The following is a 21497-nucleotide window of genomic DNA, read 5'->3' as shown; positions in this document are numbered from 1 at the left end:
TTGCACTTTGCATAGGGGCGTATTTCACAAAAATTGTATGACAATTGCATCACACTCTGGCCCGTGCCACACTAGTGGTCCAACCACTGAGTCTTATAGGTATTATGTCCAATCGCATCACACCGCTTATTCTAGCGGTGGCACTATTCATGGAATTGATGGATGTCACCGTCATTTCGACCGCTCTCCCAGCGATTGCGGCCGACATTGGCACCGATCCAATTTCGCTTAAACTTGCCCTCGCCTCTTACCTTGTGGCACTGGCGATCTTTATCCCGATCAGCGGTTGGATGGCGGACCGGTTTGGTGCGCGCAACGTTTTCCGCGCCGCGATTGCAGTGTTTATGCTTGGATCACTGGCGTGCGCATTTGCCGACTCGTTGTTTTCGTTTGTGCTTGCGCGCTTCCTGCAGGGAATGGGCGGATCCATGATGACGCCTTTGTCGCGGCTGATCCTGATCCGTACAACGCCCAAAAAGGACTTAGTGAATGCTTGGGCATGGCTGACTATGCCTGCCCTATTTGGCCCACTGGCCGGGCCGCCAATTGGCGGTTTTTTGACCACCTATTTCTCCTGGCATTGGATTTTTTACATCAACATTCCAATTGGCATATTCGGCATCTTGCTTGCATCAAAATATCTTGGTGGCACCGGATATCGTGAAAAGCGCAAACTGGACTGGGTTGGATTTTTATGGTCCGGACTTTGCTTTTCCGGCCTCATCTTTGGTTTATCGGTAATCAGTTTACCTGCCTTGCCGCCAATTGTTGGCATTGCCACAACGCTTGCCGGCGTTGGTTTTGGCGCCATTTACTTGCGGCACTATCGACGCGTTGAGAACCCAATCTTGGACCTAAGCGTGTTTGACGAGCCGATATTTCGCACCTCAATCTCCTCAGGGTTCATCTATCGTGTGGCTGGTGGCGCGGTGCCGTTTCTGTTCCCACTAATGCTGCAGGTGGGCTTTGGCTACTCGCCATTTGAATCGGGCATGATTTCATTTATCGGCGCGGGTGGCGCCATCTTGATGAAGTTCTGCCTAAAGCCCGCATTAGCAGCGGTTGGATTTAAGGCGTTGCTGATCGTTGGCATTATCGTGCCCGGTTTACTGACCATAACGCACGGCTTTTTCACGGCCCAAACGCCAATTTGGATCATAATGTCCATCCTGTTGTTCATGGGCTTTTTCCGCTCGATGTTTTACACGTCGCTTAACACCCTCACCTACACCAAAACGCCCGACGAACAGTCTGGCTCAGCTACGGTGATCAGTTCGGTTTCGATCCAACTAGGATTCGCATTAGGTGTAGCATTCGCTGCATTACTGCTTGATGCCTTCGCTGCCATCCGTGGCACTGAGGTCGGCGTAACCGAAATGCAGCTGGTGTTCTTTGTACTGGCAGCAATTACCCTAGCGGCAATCGTGCCAATATTTAGTTTGTCCAAACAAGTGGGCGATGACGTATCGGGGCATGTGGCGAAGGTGAAGCCTAGCCTTTGAAGCCTTTGGCGATCAAATAGGTCTCAGCGCTGTCTTGCCGTGATGCGGGTGGTTTTGCGTGGAAAGTTGTTTTGAAGTGCTTCTTAAGTTCACCAAGCAACTCATGCTCGGTGCCACCTTGGAAAACTTTAGCCACAAACGTGCCGCCGGGGTTGAGAATTTGAATTGCAAAGTCCGCGGCCAGTTCCACCAGCGCAATAATGCGGATGTGGTCGGTGGCGCGGTGTCCCGTCGTTGGCGCAGCCATATCTGAAAGCACAAGGTCCACTTTGTTTCCGCGCAAGGCTTCGATAAGTGCATCAGGCGCATCATCGTCGTTAAAGTCTTTTTGCAGGAAGACAACGCCGGGCAATTCGCCCATTTCCAGATAATCGATGCCAACAACTTTAGGATCTTCTGCGTCGACGCCTAAAATTTCGGTGGCGACTTCACACCAGCCGCCTGGTGCACAACCTAAATCAACAACCCGCATTCCAGGCCGCAACAAGTCATGTTTTTCGTTGAGTTCTATAAGTTTGTAGGCAGCGCGAGATCGACGCCCCTCATGCTTTGCTTTACGCACATATGGGTCATTCAACTGACGTTTGAGCCAGTTGGTTGAAGATGTGGTGCGGCCTTTTGCGGTTTTTACACGCGCATTTAGTCCACGAGCGTCAGTGCGTTTAGATTTGCCCGACGCTTTCAGCTCTTCTTTGCGCGCTTCCTTGCGTCGTTTGGCATCCCGCTTTTGCGCAGCTTCGTTCATTTTTGCCTTTTTAACGCCGCCCGCTTTGGAGCCTTTTCGCTTTGTGCCTTTGACCGGCTCTTTCATGAATCAGTCCCTTGTATTGCGTTTTGACGTTGCGGTTTTGGCTTGCGGCGGCGACGTTGGCCTGAGGGCCCTCTTGACCAAACGCGATCTTGAGACATGAGTGAAATCAAGATGCCTTCTCGCAAACCTCTGTCGGCCACGCGAATACGTTCACATGGCCATTCACGCCGGATGGCTTCAAAAATCGCGCAACCTGGCAAAACCAAATCGGCTCTATCGCGCCCGATGCACGCATTGGCCTTGCGGCGCTCGTAATTCATATTGATCAAAACACGCATTGTGTCTTCGACTTGGTCTGTGCGCATCCACAGCCCGTCAACTTTTGACCGATCATAGCGCTCAAGCCCCAAGTGTAGGCCAGCAAGCGTTGTCACTGTGCCCGAGGTGCCCACCAAATGCAAAGGATGCTCTTCCAGCGTGCGTTTGAGTTTTTCGCGTCCTTTGAATTTCTTCAAATGGCTAGCGACGTAGGCAACCATTTCTTCAAAGCTCTCAGGCGTTACATTTACGCCGTCAAACTTCTCTGCAATGGAAACAACGCCAACTGGCAAGGACTGCCAAGAGCGAATGGACGACGCCATTTTGCCAGGGCTTTTGGGGCGACCACCGCGAAAATCGAGCCACGCCAGTTCAGAAGAACCACCGCCAATATCGAATATGATTGCGCCAGCAACACCGGGCTCCACTAGGTCAGCACAACCTGTCACAGCCAATTGAGCTTCGGTTTGGCGATCTACAACTTCTAGGTCTAAGCCAATTTCGGATTGGATTCGCGCAAGAAACCCTTCAGCGTTGTCTGCGGAGCGACAGGCCTCAGTTGCGATCAAGCGGAACTTTGAAACCTTTTGGTTTTCAATTTTTGATTTGCAGGCACGCAACGCATCAATTGTGCGCTCCATCGCTTCATCCGACAGGCGACCTGAAGCGGTTAACCCCTCGCCCAGCCTAACGATGCGAGAAAAGCCGTCCACGACTTTAAAACCTGCAGCGGTTGGACGCGCAAGCAAGAGCCGACAGTTGTTTGTGCCTAGATCTAAAGCCCCATAGAGTTCGCTCTTTTGCCCTGACGATGCACCGGCATTTTTGAACTTATGGTTGCTTTTGCGTGCCCGCTTTTTATTGGTGCCTTGCGAATTTGATCGGTTCTTGGGCGCATTGTGCCCGTCCGTGTTTGAATTTGGACGGTCTTCGGGCGGCGTCGAACTCGGTTTTTTCGCACCAATTACGGGCCGATTCTCATCGACCACATTTTGCTCCGTTGCCTTCGTCGCATGCCATCAAGGGCGCGCCGAAGGGCATTTTGTTTACATGTTGGATGCGATGATAATTCAATCGTTTCGAATGCGCAATTGTCCAAACCAAATATAAAAGTGATACCAATCGCCCCCACTCGTCATGATTAACGTTACGAAAACGCAGCAAGCCGCTGACATTGAACAATAAAATTGTCTGTAAAATTTTTTTGAAATGTCACGATTATTAAAGGTTTTAACTACATTGATATATTTAACCGATATATTTCGCGCGATATGTTAGATAGGTACTTGTTATGTTTGGCCGCCTTTTAAAAACCATTCAATCAGAACGACAACTCTCCGCCGTCATTCGTGCACACCTTGTGGACGGCCTGTTTCACCCCTTCGCATCATTTGTAACTGGCGTCATTATCGGCGTTGCAATCACCGCTTTGATGTGGATTTTTACTGACGATATCGTTATCCGCGATTTGTCATCTGGTCTTGCAATAATCGCTATTTTGCGCCTGTGCGTTGGCCTTCTTTATCTGCGACGCAATCGGCCAATTGGCATCGAAGAATCAAACAAGTGGGAGATCGCCTTTTTTGTTGGCGCAGCCGCATTTGCGCTCTGCTTGGGTCTATTGACGCTCTTCGCGCTCATCAGAGTGCCTGATATTGAAGTCCACCTTATTCTGACCATCACCTGTGCTGGTTATGGCTCAAGCATTGCAGCGCGCAATGCAGGTCGCCCGCTCTTAGCAGTTGGCCAACTCTATCTCACCACAATCCCGATGTGGATTGGTCTGATTGTTCAAACCCAATACACTTCGCTTGTGTCCAGTTTTGGCTGGTGCGGTTTATTCCTGTTCACCATCGGCATCAGCGACATTACCCTAGCGATGCGCAAAACGATTATCGACGCGCTCGAGCACAAACAGCGCAACGCAGAACTTGCTGCTTCCTTTAGAGAACAAGCAGAACGTTTTGACGCCGCATTGACCAACATGTCGCATGGATTGTGCATGTTCGATCAAGACAAAAAGCTGGTCGTGTGGAATGAAAAGGTTGCTGATATTATTGGCGCCGATCAGTCACTGTTCACAACTGGCACCAGCATGGACAGCATTATCGCGGCATTTCATCCTGACGATCACTCAAAAATTGTCGATCAGACCAAAGACAATGTTCATAGTGAATGGAGCGAAACAGCGAAGCTTAGCGACGGGCGATTTGTTGCAGCCTCCACCCGCACGATGGAAAACGGCAATGTCGTTATCGTGTTTGCCGATGTTACGGAAAAAGAGAAAGCGGAAGCTCGCATTCGCAACCTAGCTTGGGTTGACCAGCTGACAGGCTTAATGAACCGGGTTTCTTTGCACGAGTTGTTCGTCGAGAAGCTTGAAAACCTGAATGTATCATCTGAACTGGCTGTGCACTATATCGATCTTGATCATTTCAAGAGCGTCAACGACACCCTTGGCCACCCGATCGGCGACATGTTGCTGCGCCAGGTCGCGGATCGAATTTGCGACGTTTGTCTGGATGAAGGTGAAGTTGCACGCATGGCCGGAGATGAGTTCTTGGTCATTCAAACACTTTCGCCACAAGCTCGTTCTCCCCGCGATTTGGCTCAGCAAATTGTTGATGCGCTACACCAGCCATTCAACGTCAATTCGCATTTCATTCAGATTGGTGCATCCGTAGGCATCGTCATTGCTCCTAAAGATGGCAATGACGCCGATCTTTTGCTCAAACGCGCGGACATGGCGCTTTATGCGGCAAAGAAAGCTGGCCGCAATAAGTTTGCATATTTCGAACCACAAATGGATCAGCGCTTGCAGCAAATGCGGGCGTTGGAACTCGACATCAAACAAGCGCTTGAGAAGAACCAGTTCAAACTCGCGTTCCAGCCAATTGTTGATGCTGAAGATCAGAGCGTTGCCAGCTTCGAATGCCTAGTTCGTTGGACACACCCAACAAACGGCAAAATGATGCCGGCTAAGTTTATACCCGCTGCGGAAGAGACTGGCCAGATTATGGAAATTGGTCGCTGGGTGACCAAAGAAGCGATTAAAACTGCTGCTGCATGGCCCGTACGCAAGCAAATTTCGGTGAATTTCTCGGCGGTTCAATTCCAAGATTCTCGTTTCGCCGACTTCTTGCGCCGTCAACTCAAGCGATACAATTTCCCGGCGGATTTGCTCGAATTAGAGATTACCGAAACGGCGTTTATCGTCGATATGGAAAACAGCCTCAAGCAATTGCAACAACTCAAGGATTTGGGTGTTAAAATCTCGCTTGATGATTTTGGCACAGGCTATTCATCACTTAGCCAATTGCAGCGCTTTTCATTCAACAAGATCAAGATCGACGGTAGCTTTGTACGCGATCTAGAGACCAATCCAAGCTCCGCCGCTGTTGCAACCGCTGTTGCAGAAATCGGCAAAGCATTGGACATCACCGTGGTTGCAGAATGTGTTGAAACACAAGAACAATTGGACTTCTTGCGATCTGTGGGTGTAACGCGCATCCAAGGTTACTTCACAGGACGCCCTATGGACGCAGAGGCCGCTGAAGCCCTTTTGATTAAAGAAGCCCCAGCGGTTGGAGAAGTTGGATAAAGGTGCTGGCTTAGGTTTTATTTGTCTGAGCCATCACCAAACGCTTCATGATTTTGAGTTCCTTTGGGGTGATTTCCATAGCGGCATCAACCCAAAGCTTCACAATATCCTCTAACTCATCAAACGATAGTCGGTTCGCACGCTTTGCCGCCAAATGGTAAGCACAGGCCGCTTTTTGACGACTTCCCGTGCGTGCAATAAACTTCTTGATGTCTTTTATGCCTTCGCCCGGTTCGGACAGAATTTGGATAACGCCCAAATCGTAAAGCTCTTCAGCGGTCATGGTTTGCCCTGTGCGCACAAGTTGCTCCGCCTTGGCAAAACCAAGTTTACGCCCAAGAAGCGTTAGGCCGCCCATACCCGGGAACAAACCAAACAAGTGCTCAGGAAAGCCAAACTTAGCGCCCTTTTCTGCGCAGATCATATCGAACGAGAGAAGCGACTCAAATCCGCCACCCAGTGCATCGCCCTGAACCAGCGCAATTGAGATCACACCGTGAAAAGTGATCTGCCAGGTGCGATAAAGGATCTGGACGCTCGAAAGACCATATTGGAACAGCCCTTCCCTGTCCTTGTTGGCAATGCACGCCGAGAAATGATCGAGATCGCCACCGAGACAGAAGAAGTCTGGATGACGCGAACCGAGAACTAAGAATTTAAAATAGTCAGGCTGTTCCTGTTTGAACCGCGTGATGTTGTTGTGCATGTGTTGGAAATCATCAAGCAGATCAGGATTGAAGGCAGCGCGCCCCTGAAACTGCATAAATGACCAAACGGTTGCGTTTGAAATATCGAAATTACTTTCGATTTGACCTAGATTTCCCCAGAACCGCTGACGGTCCTTTGGGAGGTGAAATGGAAGGTCGGATTGGGGGAGAAGTTTGTATCGTAACTCTTCTCGACCAACCGACCGATTTTGTACGGCGAGGTTTTTGGTCATATGAACACTTCAAAATATACTAAAAAATAACTAAAGTTAACGACATCCAGCGAGCAATTGCAAATGCGTTCGCTAAAAAGAAATGATTTTCCGCCACTTCCAAGAAGCACCGCTTCGGGAGAGAGGTAGGTTTTGATCTTGAATCTAGAAAACTAGCTAGAGGTTTGATATTTAAGCAAAATGACCAACCGACCAATCCTCTACAGTTTCCGTAGATGCCCCTACGCAATGCGCGCTAGACTGGCGATTGCCTCTGCTCAGGTAAATTGTGCGTTGCGCGAAATCATATTGCGAAACAAGCCCGCACATATGCTCGAAATCTCACCAAAGGGCACTGTTCCGGTTCTGCAGTTGCCAAATGGCACGGTAATTGATGAAAGCCTAGACATTGCGCTTTGGGCGTTAGAAACAAATGATCCAGAGAATTTGCTCTCACCCGAGAAGGGCAATAAGGCGCAAATGTTGGCGCTGATAAATGAAATGGATTCTGCGTTCAAACCTTTGTTGGATACCTATAAATATCGGTTCCATTCTGAACCCGACATCGCACGTGCTGCGCGTGATGACGCGCTGCCATTTTTGCAGCACTTAAATTCATTGTTGGACGCACAGGATTTTCTGTTTGGCGGCCGCATCTCGTTGGCTGATATGTGCATTTTGCCATTTGTGCGACAGTTTGCATTTGTCGACAAAGAATGGTTTTGGGCCCAAGACTTCACGCACGTGTTGGCATGGTTGGACATGTTTCTAACGTCTGACCGCTTTGCGACAATCATGCCCAAGTTTCCGCTTTGGGCGCCCGGAGACGAAGAGATGGCCTTTCCGCCCGTCGACATGGCAAGCTAGTAATTCTGGTGTTTTGCTTGCAGGCAGACAAAAATCCACTTAAAGCAACGTCAAGACATTATTGAGGTGCCCTTTTGATGAACTCGCCCGCACACCCAGCAGAACTTGCCGCCCCACTAATTGAAGGCGCAGTTCGAAATGCGCTTTTGGAAGATTTGGGGATGGCTGGCGATGTAACCACCCAAGCCACATTGTCAAAAGAAGCGGTTGCCGTTGCGGTGATGAATGTGCGTGAGAAAGGCGTGATTGCCGGGATTGACCTTGCGCGCGAGGCTTTTCGCCAAGTTGACCCTACCCTAAAATTTGAGGCGCTCGTTTCTGATGGTGACATCGTAGCGCCAGGCGACAATATTGCGCGAATCTCAGGCAATGCGCGGCACATTATGTCCGGTGAGCGCGTTGCACTAAATTTCATGTGCCACATGAGCGGAATTGCAAGCTACACCCGTGCTTTCACCAACGAGGTTGAAGGCACTGGCGCAAAGATTTGCTGTACACGCAAAACCACGCCGGGACTGCGCGCATTCGAAAAATATGCAGTTAAGTGCGGCGGCGGCTCAAACCATCGTTTTGGCCTAGACGATGCAATTTTGATTAAAGACAATCATATTGCGGTTGCTGGCGGCGTTGCCAAAGCGGTACATGCGGCGCGCGCATTCGCTGGCCACCTTATGTCTATCGAAGTTGAGGTCGACAATTTAGATCAGTTTGCCGAAGCACTTGACGCCGGTGCAACCGCTGTATTGCTAGACAATATGCCACCCAAAGTCTTGCGCGAAGCCGTGCAGGTGAACAAGGGCCGTGCACGGCTTGAGGCCTCTGGCGGCGTGGATATCAAATCCGTACGCAAGATCGCTGAGAGTGGCGTCGAGTATATCTCAACAAGCAAAATAACCATGGCAGCAATGCCGCTTGATATTGGCCTAGACATCCAAATCGACAGTTAAGCGAACGGAACTCCCCCGTGATCAATCCACTGACCGAATTAATGCTAAGCGCTGCGCGCATGGCCGGCGAAGAAATTATGCGCCACTATGCAGATGGAGTGGATATTGATCGCAAAGGAGACGGTTCTCCCGTTACAATTGCTGATCAGAATGCAGAAGACATCATCGTCGCGGCTCTAAAAGACACGGGCATCCCATTGCTTGGTGAAGAGAGCGTTGCAGCGGGCCATATTCCTGAACTTGGCACACGCTTCTTCGTTGTTGACCCGCTAGATGGCACCAAAGAATTCATCAAACGCAACGGCGAGTTCACCGTCAATATTGCTTTGGTAGAAGATGGCGTGCCGGTCGCAGGCGTGGTGACTGCCCCTGCCCTAGGACTTGAGTTTGTGGCGGATGAAAGCGGCGCATTTTCTGTTTCCATTAATGATGCAGGCACCGCAAATTTCACTTCAATTCGTGCAGAACCAAACGGGCCCCGAAAAATTGTCGCCAGCCGTTCACATGGCCACGCTGCCCTTGCGCAGTTGTGCGAAGACCTTGAAATTGAAGAAGATATCAGCGTTGGTTCATCGCTAAAGCTCTGCTTGGTGGCGCGTGGCGATGCACTACTCTATCCGCGATTCACACCGACTTGCGAATGGGACATTGCGGCGGGTCAAGCGATCCTGTTGCGCGCAGGCGGAGTGGTTTTGAAGATGGATGGTACGCCGCTCAACTATGGCAAAACCAAAGACAATTTCTACAATCCATTTTTTGTTGCCGCAGCAAATGCAGAAATTGCTGAAAATGCAGCGAGAATTATGACACGGCTTGTCTAAAAGTTAAGCACTGCCCCTTAACATGCCCAGAATTCGTTAACCGAACACGCAAAATTGCGTGTTGGGCGGTTACTTTCTGGCAAAAGACTCTTGTTCTTAACACTCATATACCTATATTGGCTCGATATATATCGAACGAGCATGAGTCATGAATGTAAAAACCGTCTGCCTTGCCATCCTCACCCAAGGTGAAACCACTGGATATGAAATTCGGAAACGCTCCACCGAGGGCGATTTTTCGTTTTTCTTGGAAGCCAGCTTTGGCTCCATCTACCCGGCCCTGTCCAAATTGGAAGAAGACGAGCTGGTTACCAGTCGCGTCCAAGCGCAAGAAGGCAAGCCTGCCAAGCGCATATACTCGATTACGGATGCGGGGCGCGAGAGCTTCATTAATTCACTTTTTGAAGATCTAAACGACGACGTATTTCGTTCTGAATTTGTGTTGTTTTTACGATTTGCAGAAGAATTACCACGAGACCTGGTTGAAAAACGGATTTTAGAGCGTATCTCCAAAGTCGACGAAGAAATTAAGTCGATTGAAGAGATGGGCGCGGATCTGGAGGCTAAAGCAGACCGTTGGGTATTGGAATACGGTCTAACTTGTATTCGGCAAGCCAGAAACTATCTCGTTGAACATAAAGATGAAATTATCGCCATGGCGCAGCCCGTAGATGTTGCTGCTAAGGCTGCCGAATAGGGATTATAAACATGCGCTTTTTATTGTCATATGGCGTGGCGTTTCTTTTGATAGTAGTTATCGGTGTCTGGATGGCATCCGGCACGTTGGTTCAAGGCGGTAAGGGTCCGGGCAACGGCGAAACCGCAATTCTGGACATTCTGGACTTGCCTGCCGACAGCGGCATTCGCTCAACATTGGAGCAGGCAGGACTGGTAACACCGGTCGACGTTGAAGCGAAAACGGCAGAAATCGCGGTTGAAGCGCCAGTAGAACCACTAGAAGAGCTTCAGTCCGTTCGCACACGTAGCTTCGTTGCACAAGACTTGCCGATCACTGTTTCGTTGCGCGGCAATACTAAAGCAAGTGCAACAGTTTCCATTCGTGCAGAAACAACTGGCATTTTGAAGTCACGTCACGTTGACAAAGGTGACCACGTAAAAGCCGGCGATTTGCTGTGTGAGATTGATGCGGGAACCCGCGCCGCGCAATTGGCGCAGGCAGAAGCATCTTTGGCAAAGGCTGAACTTGATTATTCTTCAAATAAGACATTGCGAGAAAAAGGCCTGTCTCCTGCAAATTCCGGTCGCCAGTTCGAAGCGGCACTTGAAGCTGCGCGCGCATCCGTCGACAGTGCGAAAGCAGAACTAGACCGCACTGTTATTTACTCGGAAGTTGCGGGCATCGTTCAGGACCCAATTGCACAGCCAGGCGACATGTTAAGCGCCGGAGCGGCTTGTGTAACGTTGGTTCAACTTGACCCAATCTTGTTTGCTGGCGACATTCCTGAATCGCGCATTGGCGCAGCCGTTGTTGGCTTGCCAGTAACCGTGAAAACGATCACAGGCCAAGAAGTTGTGGGCAAGCTAAGCTATGTTTCCCCGACTTCTAACACAGCTACACGGGCGTTCCCTGTGGAAGTTGAAATTGAGAATAGTGACTATTCAATCCGTGCTGGGCTGACCGCAGAAGCGATTGCAGTTCTGGGCACAACAAAGGCACATTTGGTGCCGCAATCAGTACTGACGTTGGACAATGAAGGCACGATTGGCGTTCGCGCCGTTCATGATAGCGAAGTGGCGTTTCATGAAGTGCAGATTTTGCGAGATACAACTGAAGGTATTTGGGTGACCGGCCTGCCCGACAATGTGGATATCATCACGTTTGGGCAGGAATATGTAATTGCTGGACAAAAGGTCGTTGCTGATAATCAAAGCAACGAAAAAACATCATGATTGGTGCGCTAGAAAATATACTAAGACGGCCGAAATCGGTCGTCACAATTATGCTGGTGTTGTTGTTGGCGGGTATTTCCGCCTACATCACGCTGCCCAAAGAAGGGCAACCAGCTATTGATATTCCTTATCTCTACGTTTCAATTTCGCAAACTGGTGTTTCACCCAGCGATGCTGAACGGTTATTAGCACGGCCAATGGAGACTGAGTTGCGCAACCTTGATGGGTTGAAAGCAATGACGTCGACATCTTCAACGGGTCATGCGTCGATCTTTTTGGAATTTGACATCAATTTCGACAAAGATCAGGCCATCACAGATGTACGCGAAAAAGTAGATCGCGCGAAGTCGCAGCTACCTGAAGATGCAAACGAGCCAACTGTCAATGAAATTGCGATCAGCAACTTCCCAACCGTAACGGTTGCTGTTTATGGCGACGTGCCTGAGCGCGCGCTTTCTCAAACTGCACGTAAACTTCAAGATCAACTTGAAGGCATTGCTTCGGTTCGTTCAGTCGATATGTCTGGCCACCGCGAAGAAGTGCTTGATGTTGTTGTTGATTTGAACAAACTCGAATCTTACAACCTCACCACCAACCAGTTGTTTGACGCTTTGGCGCGCAACAACCTTGTGGTGCCAGCGGGTACATTGGACACCGGCCAAGGCAAGTTCGCCATTGAGGTGCCGGGTCTTATCCAATCTGCCTCAGATGTTTACAATTTGCCGCTCAAAACAGATGGCAGCTCGAATGTGACATTCGGCGATGTTGCAACAATCCAACGCACCTTCAAGGATGCGACTTCGTTTACACGTGTGAACGGCCAGCCTGCGATTATCCTAGGTGTGTTCAAACGCCTAGGCGAAAACGTAATTGAGCTTTCAGACGCTGTTCGCGTCAAAGTCGAAGAAACCGCTCCAGATCGCAACCCAGCGATCAAGACAAGCGTGATGATCGACCAAGCCAAACCAGCGCAAGACATGCTCGGCTCTTTGCAGTCTGCTGTTTTGACTGCGGTTGCGCTTGTGATGATTGTTACGATTGCGATGCTTGGCATCCGCCCTGCCCTGATGATTGGTTTGGCGATTCCCACGTCATTTATGATGGCTTTCTTCTTCCTCCAGCTGATCGGGATGACCGTGAACATGATGATCATGTTCGGTTTGGTTCTCACGGTAGGTATGCTCGTTGATGGCGCGATTGTCATCGTTGAATATGCCGACCGGAAAATCTCTGAAGGGATGGAACGGCGCGAAGCATTTATTCGCGCGGCCAAACTGATGTTCTGGCCGATTGTATCGTCTACTGGCACAACGCTAGCGGCCTTCCTCCCGATGTTGTTGTGGCCGGGTATCATCGGCAAATTTATGAGCTATTTGCCGATCATGGTGATCATCACGCTGATTGCGTCATTGATTACTGCCATGGTGTTCTTGCCAGTTATCGGTGGTTTGCTCGCCCGCAAAAAAGTCAGCGAAAAAGAGAAGCTTGCCGCGCAAGCCCTGTCTGGCCGCGACAATTTTGATCCTAAGACCGTACCTGGTTTCACAGGTGGATATGTTCGTTTCCTAAATGCGATTATCCGCCGTCCAATCATGGTGCTGGTTGTTGGCGTGGGCATGATTGTTGGTATCTTCATGTATTACGGTGCCAACAGCACCGGTGTTGAAGCATTCCCTTCAATTGAGCCTGAATACGCCACGGTGGCCGTGACCGGGCGTGGCAACTACTCGCCTGTCGAAATCCGCGATCTGCTGATTGAAGTGGAAACAGAAGTACTTAAAGTTGGCGGCATCAAAGAAGTCGTTATGAACTTTGGCAGCACTGGTGCTGTTTCTGATACGCCACCAGATACATTGGGCAACCTACAACTTGAGTTTGAACCGTTTAAAGACCGTCGTTTGGCGTCTGAGATTTTTGCGGATATCCGCGAGAACATCAAAGACATCAAAGGCGTAGGTGTTGAACTGCTCGAAATTGAAGAAGGTCCACCGACAGGTAAAGACATTTCCATGCGGGTAACCGCGCAGTCATATGATGATTTGGCGCCCGTTGTTGGCAAAATTCGCAACTTTGTTGAGTTCGATCTCGGCAATACGATGGAAGTTGAGGACGGCCGTCCCCTGCCCGGCATTGACTGGAAGATCAATGTCAATCGGGAAATGGCTGCGCTTTATGGTATCGGTGTTCGTGATCTGAGCCCGTATGTTCAGCTTGTGACGTCTGGCGTTAATCTTGGCACCTATCGTCCAGATGATGCGATTGACGAGTTGGACATTCGTGTTCGCTTGCCGAAAGAGCAACGTAGCTTTGAAGCGCTAGATAGTTTGCGGATCATCACGAATGCAGGCCTTGTTCCAGTATCAAACTTCATCACACGAGAAGCTGTGCCAAAAGTTGCAGCGATCTCTCGCCGCGATTCCAAATACACAATGGGTGTGCGGGCGAACGTAACTGGTGAAAAGGAAGATGGCACACCAGTCATGGCCGCTGACAAGGTTGAAGAGTTGAAAACCTGGATTGGCGAACAGACTTGGCCGCAAGGCGTTGAGTTTGAATTTGCTGGTGCCGATGAACAGACCAACGAAACCAATGCATTTATGGCACAAGCCGGTGCGGCGGCAATGTTCTTGATGTTCTTGATCTTGCTGACACAGTTCAACAGCTTCTATCAGGTGGCGATTACGCTTTCGACAGTGGTTATGTCGGTTGCTGGTGTGTTGCTTGGTATGCTGATCACCGGGCAGTCGTTCTCGGCAATCATGACCGGTGTCGGCATTGTATCGCTAGCAGGTATTGTGGTGAACAACTCGATCGTGTTGATCGATACGTATAACCGTTTCCGCCATGAAGGTGCTGACCCGATTTCCGCATCCTTAATGACAGCATCGCAACGTCTTCGCCCCGTGTTGTTGACGACAATTACAACAGTGATGGGCCTGATCCCGATGGCGATGGGCGTAAGCCTTGACTTCTTCGGACGCTCAATAATTGTTGGCGACCCATCAGGTGCATGGTGGATCCAGTTGGCAACAGCCGTTATTTCTGGCCTCACCTTCTCCACTTTGCTGACACTGCTTATGGTGCCTGTATTGCTGGTCGCACCAACGGTTTGGAAAGAGCAATTGATCCATCTGTGGCAGATGATCACCTATCCGTTCCGTGCAATCAGCGCGCGCCGTGCAGCCAAAGCTGAAGCAAAAGCGGCTGAAGCGGCGGAAGCAGAGACCAATGTTGTTGACCAGCCTGCGACTGCTGAAATTCCTGCGGGTGCAGACAGCGCGAAAGCGTATATCACCGGGGATTTGGTGACAGAAGAGAAACATGGTGTAACCATCGTGTCTCGACCAACACCTGAGGCTGCTGAATAGCTTAGCTTTCGAGGACAGACAGAAATAAAAAGGGGCGTCGCAAATATCTGCGACGCCCCTTTTGTTTGTTCAAGACAAGCAAAACTATTTGACGGGGTCTTGCTCGCTTTGCTTGATCAGAAAACCCTCAGTATCTGTTTCGCGTGCCAAGCGAAGCTTTTCACCAGCTTCATCAACCTCGCGCTGACGGTTCCACATTTGGGCATAAAGGCCATCTAGCGCCAATAATGCCTCGTGGTTGCCCCGCTCGGCGATTTCACCTGCACGCAGCACGATGATTTCGTCGGCGTTGATGACAGTTGAAAGCCTGTGGGCAATCACCAATGTGGTGCGGTTCTGCGATACATGATCCAACGCTGACTGGATTTCTCGTTCAGTTTGCGTATCCAGCGCCGAAGTGGCTTCATCCAAAATCAAGATCGGCGGGCTCTTTAGGATTGTACGCGCGATCGCTACACGTTGTTTTTCACCACCAGAAAGCTTCAAACCGCGTTCACCCACTGGCGTATCGAACCCTTGCGGCAAACCATCGATAAAGTCTGAGATTTGCGCCAGCTTTGCGGCCTCCCGCACTTCCTCGTCCGTCGCTTCAGGTCGGCCATAGCGAATGTTGTAGGCAATTGTGTCGTTAAACAGCACTGTATCTTGTGGAACCATGCCCACAGAAGCGCGCAGCGACTTTTGCGTAACATCGCGCACATCTTGGCCATCGATCTCCACGCTGCCCTCAATCGCATCATAAAAGCGATAGATTAGCCGCGAGATTGTCGACTTACCGGCACCCGAAGGGCCAACCACCGCGATGGTTTTGCCAGCAGGGACTTCAAAGCTCACGCCCTTTAGGATTTCGCGATCTGGATCATAGTGAAACTTCACATCGTTGAACTTAAGGACCGGCCCACTGACTTCAAGCGGCTTGGCGTCTGGCTTGTCTTTGATCTCGGCGTCTTTATCGAGCAGCTCGAACATATTCTCAATGTCGGTGAGGCCCTGACGGATTTCGCGATAGACGAAGCCAATGAAATTTAGTGGACGATAAATCTGCATCATATACATGTTGATCAACACAAAATCGCCAACGGTAATGTCGCCCGCCAAAACGCTGTTCACCGACATGATGGAAATGACAATCATGCCGATCCAGAAAATCACCGCTTGTCCAAAGTTGAGGAAACCGAGCGACGTCCACATGCGGATCGCTGCGCCTTCATAGACCGCCATAGATTCGTCAAAACGACGCGCTTCCATCTCTTCATTGCCGAAATATTTGACCGTTTCGAAGTTTAGAAGACTGTCGATGGCTTTTGAGTTGGCTTCAGTATCGCTGTCATTCATTTTGCGGCGAATGCCGATACGCCAATTGCTGGCCTTAACGGTGAAGTAGATATAACCAACGACGGTAAGCACCAATACAGCAAGATAAGGCAGCCCAAAGCGCCAAACAAAGATCGTCGAGATTATGACGAACTGCACTAGGGTTGGTGCGGTGTTGAGCATTGTGAAACGCACAATTGTTTCAATGCCCTTGGTGCCACGCTCAATGACCCGTGATAGGCCACCTGTTCGGCGCTGCAAGTGATAGCGCAGCGACAAGGCGTGCAAATGCACAAAGGTGCGATGTGCAAGCTGTCGGACAGCGTGCTGGCCTACAGAGGCGAACAACACGTCCCGCAGCTGCATGAACAGGCTCTCGGTAATTTGACCAAGGCCATAAGCAATGGCGAAAGCTATTGCGAGCGTAAGGCCGAACATTTTAGCTTGTTCGATGCCGTCGCCGATTTCTAGTGAATCGATCACCTGCGAATAGAAATAGGGCGCCATAGTTGCGGCACCCATCGCAGCGAGCAGCGCCAAGAGGGCCAGCATCACGCGTGCTTTGAGATCGGGACGATCAGATGGCCACATATAGGGCCATAGGTTCTTAATTGTAGCAAACGGCGAGCCTTCGTCGGCGTTCACGGTTTGTTTTTTGGAAACAGTGCGACCTGTTGGCGCTACGGCCATGTATTACTCCGCGTTTTGAGGAAGTGATTTAGCTGTGAGAGGAGACACAGTCCGATCGAAAAGTGACTGCACAGCGCTCAGTTTATCCGAGCAAATGCTGTAACAGTTTTTGGTGCCTTGCCCTTTTCTTTCAATCAGCCCCGCCTCTAAAAGCACTTTTAGGTGCTGCGAAACCGTGGATTGGGCAAGATCAACGCATGACATTACATCGCCACAACAAGGTGTACTAATGTCGGAAAGATAGCGCAAAATCGCTAGGCGAGCCGGATGTGAAAGGGCACGCATGGCTTTAGCGAGTTGCTGGTCTTCGGGCGAAATCTCATTCATCGTAATATTACGATAAAGCAATTCCGCCCGAAGTTCAAGCTCTATTCTTGGTTTGGCAATTCAAACACTTGACCTGGGAAAATCAGGTGTGGGTTTGAAATGTCATTCGCATTGGCTTCGTAGATCGTGGTGTACTTCACACCGCTGCCATAAACGCGCCGAGCAATCGTCCAAAGATTATCGCCCTTGCGGATAATCGCCTTACCCGAAACGAAACGTTGTTCATCGCCCTCGCCCACAGCAACGGCGGTGATGGTTGTCACACCACCCTCGTCTTCTTCCGCAGTTACTTCCGCCTCTACGGCCTCTGCAGCCGCCTCGGCGTTGCCTTCAGCTTCTTGTGTAGCTTGCACGATATCAGTAGCGTCTGTTGCCGGTTCAACTGGCGCGTCAGCGACGGCATCCTCGACCAGAGCAACTTCTTCAGGCGTTTCGACTGTTGGCGTCTTTGTTTCGCTGGTCACAGCTTCAGTGTCGGCAGTGGTAGTTGCCTTTTCTGTCACCGTATCAACCGAAGTTGGTTGCTCAGCCACTTCGTTTGAGGCCGTCTCAATCACAGACGATTCTTCACCCATAGTTTCAGGTGCGGCTTGCTCTGAAACAACTGGCTGTTCCACTGCCTGTTCAACAACTGGCGTTGTTTCTTCTTGGGCAGTTGGTGCCGTTTCCACCGGTGCGGCAGCATCTTCGACAACCGCCTCTTCAGTTGCCGTTAGAGCTGTTGGCTCAACTTGCTCGACTTCAGCGCTTGCCACCTCGGTCGTTTGCTCAGGCGCTGAAGTATTATCAGACGCATCAGCGGCCTCGGTTGGCGCGTCACCAGACGTATCAGCGTCAGCCACTTGAGTTTGCTCCGCTGGCGCGACCGGAATTTCAACTAAATTCTCAATGACAAAGTTGACTTCGGTTCGCGCTGTCACCTGAGACGTGTCAGCAACCAACATGTCCGCACGGACACGCTGCGACTTCTTAGTGAGCACGTTCTCGGTTTCAACAAGCCAACGGCCATCGGCTACGACCGCATCGGCGACATATTCGTTGTCCACATAGATGCGCATGATCGCGCCATCGGGACCGCCGCCGGCGATAAAGTTCATCGCACCGTCAATTTCAATGGCATCAATCGTGGGTTGTACGAAACGCTCGATAGCCTCAATCGCGGCTTCTGCTGCTTCAGCAGTTGCCACTTCTTGCTCAGTTTGCGGTGTCGATTGTGTTGTTGCCTCTGGGGCTTCGTTTTCAGCCACTTGTTGCGCTGCCTCTGGCTGCACTGCCTCAACGGCTTCAACAACTGCCTCTGTGGCATCAACAACAGCCTCAGCCGTTTCAATTGTTTCAGCTTCTACAGCTTCGGTAACAGTTGTTTCTGGTTGATCTGCAACAACTGTTTCTTCAGACGCTACAGGCTCAACTGACTGATCGTCAACAACAGAACTTTGCTCTGCCTCACTTGTGGTTTGCTCTGGGGCGGCTTGATTCGCCGTATCTGCAACAACGGCAACAGGCTCAGTTGTGTCTGTGTTTTCATCGGCAGAAGTTTCAGTATTAACAGCAACGTCAGTCTGTTGCGCTTCAGCCTCCGCAGCGCTCTCAACAGCAACCGCTTCCTCAGTGGTTTCAACAACGGCCTCAGCCGTTTCAATCACTTCAGCCTCGACAGTTTCAGCAACCTCTGTTGGCGTTGCAGGTGTTTCGGTCTCTGCTGTGGCCGCAGGTGCTGCCTCTTCTGTGCTCTCAGTTTCGGCAGCAGCCGTCGTTGCCTCTACAGATTTCTCTGTGTCATTTGAATCACTTGCAGCGGGCTGTTCGGTTTCAGATTCAACTGCTTCAGGCGTTGATTCAACTTCTGCTTCGGCTACTTCGACGACTTGAGGCGTCAAACCTTGAATGATAGATGAGGCTTCGCCCGGCACTGAAGCCACGACGATTGGCTCTTTGTCGCGACCTTCGTGGATTAGCACAATCTCTGATTTTGCGGATGGCGTGAAGTTGCCTTGCGCATCTTGCGCTTCCACAGTGATTTCGACGCCGCCTGTTGGCAGCGGATTTTCTGGCACGAACACCCATTCGCCTGTGCGCTCGGGCTTGGTCTTACCCAAAATCTGGCCATTTGATTTCACAATGACGGTATCGCCAACTGCTGCTGTTCCAACAATAACAACAAGACCATCGGCGGCGGCGCGCGCAATGGTGAAATCGGGAACGACAATCGCGTCTGCGGCGGTTGTTGTCTCTTCGTCATTGGTCTGTTCTGCGCTTGTGGCTGCTGGTGATGATTGTTCTGCATCCGCTTGATCGGTTGGCGTCGTCTGGGAGGATGAACTCACTTTGGCATTGTCGTCGGTGCGTCCAAACACCTGACCGATGACGCAACTCAGAAACGGCTGGTCGGCATTTTGAGAACAAGATGAAATGGCAGGAGCGGAAACCACTCCTACGACTACTGCGGCTGTTGCTGCTGCAAATCCAAGCGCAACAAACAGATTGGAATTAGACGTCGATTCAGCCAGGGTTGCCTCCCATTTTTTCGCGTTCTCGACCTAGTGAAACGCCAGACTACCCTCTGTCTGGCTCGGTCTTTAGCAGTTTATACGTAACAGACTCATACAGCGCCTCGAACGATGCATCAATGATGTTTGCAGAAACGCCGACTGTAAACCATCTTTCGCCCGATTTATCCCGTGATTCAACCAGCACACGGGTTACCGCGCCCGTGCCACCGTTTAAGATACGCACCTTAAAGTCCACCAGTTCCAAATCATCAATTCGGTCAGAGTATTTGCCCAAATCCTTGCGCATGGCGAGATCGAGCGCATTGACAGGGCCATTGCCTTCCGCCACCGACATCAAAATCTCGCCGTCAACTTCTAGCTTCACCACCGCTTCTGACATGGTGACGAGTTCGCCGCGCGCATTGTAACGGCGCTCAACTGATGTGCGAAAACTATCAACGCGGAAATATTCGGGTACCTGCCCTAGCGCCTTGCGTGCCAACAAAGCGAATGATGCGTCCGCACCATCGTATGAATAACCGCGCGCCTCACGTTCTTTTACGGCGCGCAACAAACCATCAAGACGCGGGTCTGACTTTTCAACGCTTATGCCAAGCTTGGCCAAGACGGTCAGTAAGTTGGACTTACCCGCTTGTTGGGAAACCATGACGTTGCGTTGGTTCCCCACCGTTTCCGGTTCAATATGCTCATAGCATGACGGGTCTTTTTGCAGGGCTGAGGCGTGAATGCCGGCTTTAGTCGCAAAAGCAGATGCGCCCACATAAGGCGCTTGGCGCGCCGGGGCACGGTTTAGCAACTCGTCAAAGCCGCGCGATGTGTTCGTCAGATCCTGCAATTGTACGTCTGAAACGCCGATTTGAACTGTTGAGGCAAACGGCTCTTTCAATGCCAAAGTCGGGATCAACGAAACCAAGTTGGCGTTGCCGCAACGCTCACCAATGCCATTTAGCGTGCCCTGTACGTGGCGAACCCCGGCGCGCACCGCCGACAATGTATTGGCTACCGCCTGTTCGGTGTCATTATGGGCGTGAATGCCCAAATTGGACCCCGGAACAAGTTCTTTGACCTTCGACACGATATCGAAAATCTCGCTGGGCATGGTGCCGCCATTTGTGTCGCACAACACGACCCAGCGCGCACCAGCATCGAAAGCAGCTTTGGCGCAATTCAGCGCATATTCTGGATTTGACTTGTAGCCGTCAAAAAAGTGCTCACAATCGACTATCGTTTCGCGACCTGTATCGGCAGACGCATGCACCGACGCATCTATTGATTGCAGGTTTTCGTCCAAACTGATGCCCATGGCCAATTCAATTTGCCGATCCCATGCCTTGGCCACAAAACAAATGGCTTCCGCCTCACTTTGAAGCAACCCTTGCAGTCCCGGGTCATTGTCTACTGATCGCCCTGCCCGCTTGGTCATGCCAAAGGCGGTAAAAGTGGCATTTTTCGTGCGCTTTTTGGAGAAGAACTCCGTATCCACAACGTTGGCGCCGGGATAGCCGCCTTCAATATAGTCAACGCCAATCTGATCCAACATATTCGCAATGGTAATCTTGTCTTCAACTGAAAACTCGATGCCAGCGGTTTGCGCGCCATCGCGCAATGTTGTGTCAAACAGATATAGGCGTTCTTTGGTCATGGTTTC

The 21497-nt window shown here is 50.7% G+C and carries 15 protein-coding genes; 8 read left to right on the top strand and 7 right to left on the bottom strand.

Going from position 1 to position 21497, the window contains the following annotated elements; genetic code table 11:
• The first annotated feature begins 104 nt into the window (after positions 1–104).
• The gene (locus QQL65_RS11710) at positions 105–1502 is read left to right on the top strand and encodes an MDR family MFS transporter (protein ID WP_284364742.1); all 1398 of its coding nucleotides are present in this window, start codon (positions 105–107) and stop codon (positions 1500–1502) included.
• Here the strand turns inward: QQL65_RS11710 and QQL65_RS11705 are convergent.
• Both QQL65_RS11705 and QQL65_RS11700 read right to left on the bottom strand, forming a co-directional pair.
• Complete coding sequence (locus QQL65_RS11705) at positions 1492–2313, bottom strand: RlmE family RNA methyltransferase (RefSeq protein WP_284364741.1); 822 nt, start codon at positions 2311–2313, stop codon at positions 1492–1494. The genes QQL65_RS11710 and QQL65_RS11705 overlap by 11 nt on opposite strands.
• Positions 2310–3560: a Ppx/GppA phosphatase family protein gene (locus tag QQL65_RS11700; protein ID WP_284364740.1), complete on the bottom strand. Its 1251-nt coding sequence runs from the start codon at positions 3558–3560 to the stop codon at positions 2310–2312. The genes QQL65_RS11705 and QQL65_RS11700 overlap by 4 nt, the downstream gene beginning before the upstream one ends.
• 302 nt (positions 3561–3862) lie before the next feature.
• Between QQL65_RS11700 and QQL65_RS11695 the strand changes: the two genes are divergently transcribed.
• Positions 3863–6172, top strand: coding sequence for a putative bifunctional diguanylate cyclase/phosphodiesterase (locus QQL65_RS11695; protein WP_284364739.1), 2310 nt, complete (start codon positions 3863–3865; stop codon positions 6170–6172).
• A 10-nt stretch (positions 6173–6182) separates the two neighbouring features.
• Here the strand turns inward: QQL65_RS11695 and QQL65_RS11690 are convergent, their stop codons facing one another.
• On the bottom strand, positions 6183–7112 hold the full coding sequence (locus QQL65_RS11690; RefSeq protein ID WP_284364736.1) for a crotonase/enoyl-CoA hydratase family protein: 930 nt from the start codon (positions 7110–7112) through the stop codon (positions 6183–6185).
• Positions 7113–7292: 180 nt separating this feature from the next.
• Between QQL65_RS11690 and QQL65_RS11685 the strand changes: the two genes are divergently transcribed.
• The 6 genes from QQL65_RS11685 (at position 7293) to QQL65_RS11660 (ending at position 15005) form a co-directional block, all read left to right on the top strand.
• Positions 7293–7958: a glutathione S-transferase gene (locus tag QQL65_RS11685; protein WP_284364735.1), complete on the top strand. Its 666-nt coding sequence runs from the start codon at positions 7293–7295 to the stop codon at positions 7956–7958.
• Between the two features lie 77 nt (positions 7959–8035).
• Positions 8036–8905 carry a carboxylating nicotinate-nucleotide diphosphorylase gene (nadC, locus tag QQL65_RS11680; protein ID WP_284364733.1) on the top strand — a complete coding sequence of 290 codons (870 nt, stop codon included), beginning with the start codon at positions 8036–8038 and terminating at the stop codon, positions 8903–8905.
• A 17-nt stretch (positions 8906–8922) separates the two neighbouring features.
• Complete coding sequence (gene cysQ / locus QQL65_RS11675) at positions 8923–9726, top strand: 3'(2'),5'-bisphosphate nucleotidase CysQ (protein WP_284364730.1); 804 nt, start codon at positions 8923–8925, stop codon at positions 9724–9726.
• Between the two features lie 148 nt (positions 9727–9874).
• Positions 9875–10423 carry a PadR family transcriptional regulator gene (locus QQL65_RS11670; protein ID WP_284364729.1) on the top strand — a complete coding sequence of 183 codons (549 nt, stop codon included), beginning with the start codon at positions 9875–9877 and terminating at the stop codon, positions 10421–10423.
• Between the two features lie 11 nt (positions 10424–10434).
• Positions 10435–11637: an efflux RND transporter periplasmic adaptor subunit gene (locus tag QQL65_RS11665; protein WP_284364727.1), complete on the top strand. Its 1203-nt coding sequence runs from the start codon at positions 10435–10437 to the stop codon at positions 11635–11637.
• Complete coding sequence (locus tag QQL65_RS11660; RefSeq protein ID WP_284364724.1) at positions 11634–15005, top strand: efflux RND transporter permease subunit; 3372 nt, start codon at positions 11634–11636, stop codon at positions 15003–15005. The genes QQL65_RS11665 and QQL65_RS11660 overlap by 4 nt, the downstream gene beginning before the upstream one ends.
• 84 nt (positions 15006–15089) lie before the next feature.
• On the opposite strand, the gene QQL65_RS11655 is transcribed toward QQL65_RS11660, so the two are convergent.
• The 4 genes from QQL65_RS11655 to cimA all read right to left on the bottom strand — a co-directional run bounded on the left by QQL65_RS11655 (position 15090) and on the right by cimA (position 21491).
• Positions 15090–17009: an ABCB family ABC transporter ATP-binding protein/permease gene (locus QQL65_RS11655; RefSeq protein WP_284364722.1), complete on the bottom strand. Its 1920-nt coding sequence runs from the start codon at positions 17007–17009 to the stop codon at positions 15090–15092.
• A 3-nt stretch (positions 17010–17012) separates the two neighbouring features.
• Positions 17013–17336: an ArsR/SmtB family transcription factor gene (locus QQL65_RS11650; protein WP_284364719.1), complete on the bottom strand. Its 324-nt coding sequence runs from the start codon at positions 17334–17336 to the stop codon at positions 17013–17015.
• A gap of 41 nt (positions 17337–17377) precedes the next feature.
• Positions 17378–19663 (bottom strand): LysM peptidoglycan-binding domain-containing protein, encoded by a 2286-nt coding sequence (locus QQL65_RS11645; protein ID WP_284364716.1) that lies wholly within the window; start codon positions 19661–19663, stop codon positions 17378–17380.
• 229 nt (positions 19664–19892) lie between these two features.
• Positions 19893–21491, bottom strand: a complete 1599-nt coding sequence (gene cimA, locus QQL65_RS11640) for a citramalate synthase (protein WP_284364713.1) — start codon at positions 21489–21491, stop codon at positions 19893–19895.
• Between the last annotated feature and the right edge of the window lie 6 nt (positions 21492–21497).

It is taken from the genome of Maritalea porphyrae, assembly GCF_030159895.1.
Lineage (GTDB): Bacteria > Pseudomonadota > Alphaproteobacteria > Rhizobiales > Devosiaceae > Maritalea > Maritalea porphyrae.
This window is presented reverse-complemented; position numbering and strand designations above follow the sequence as displayed.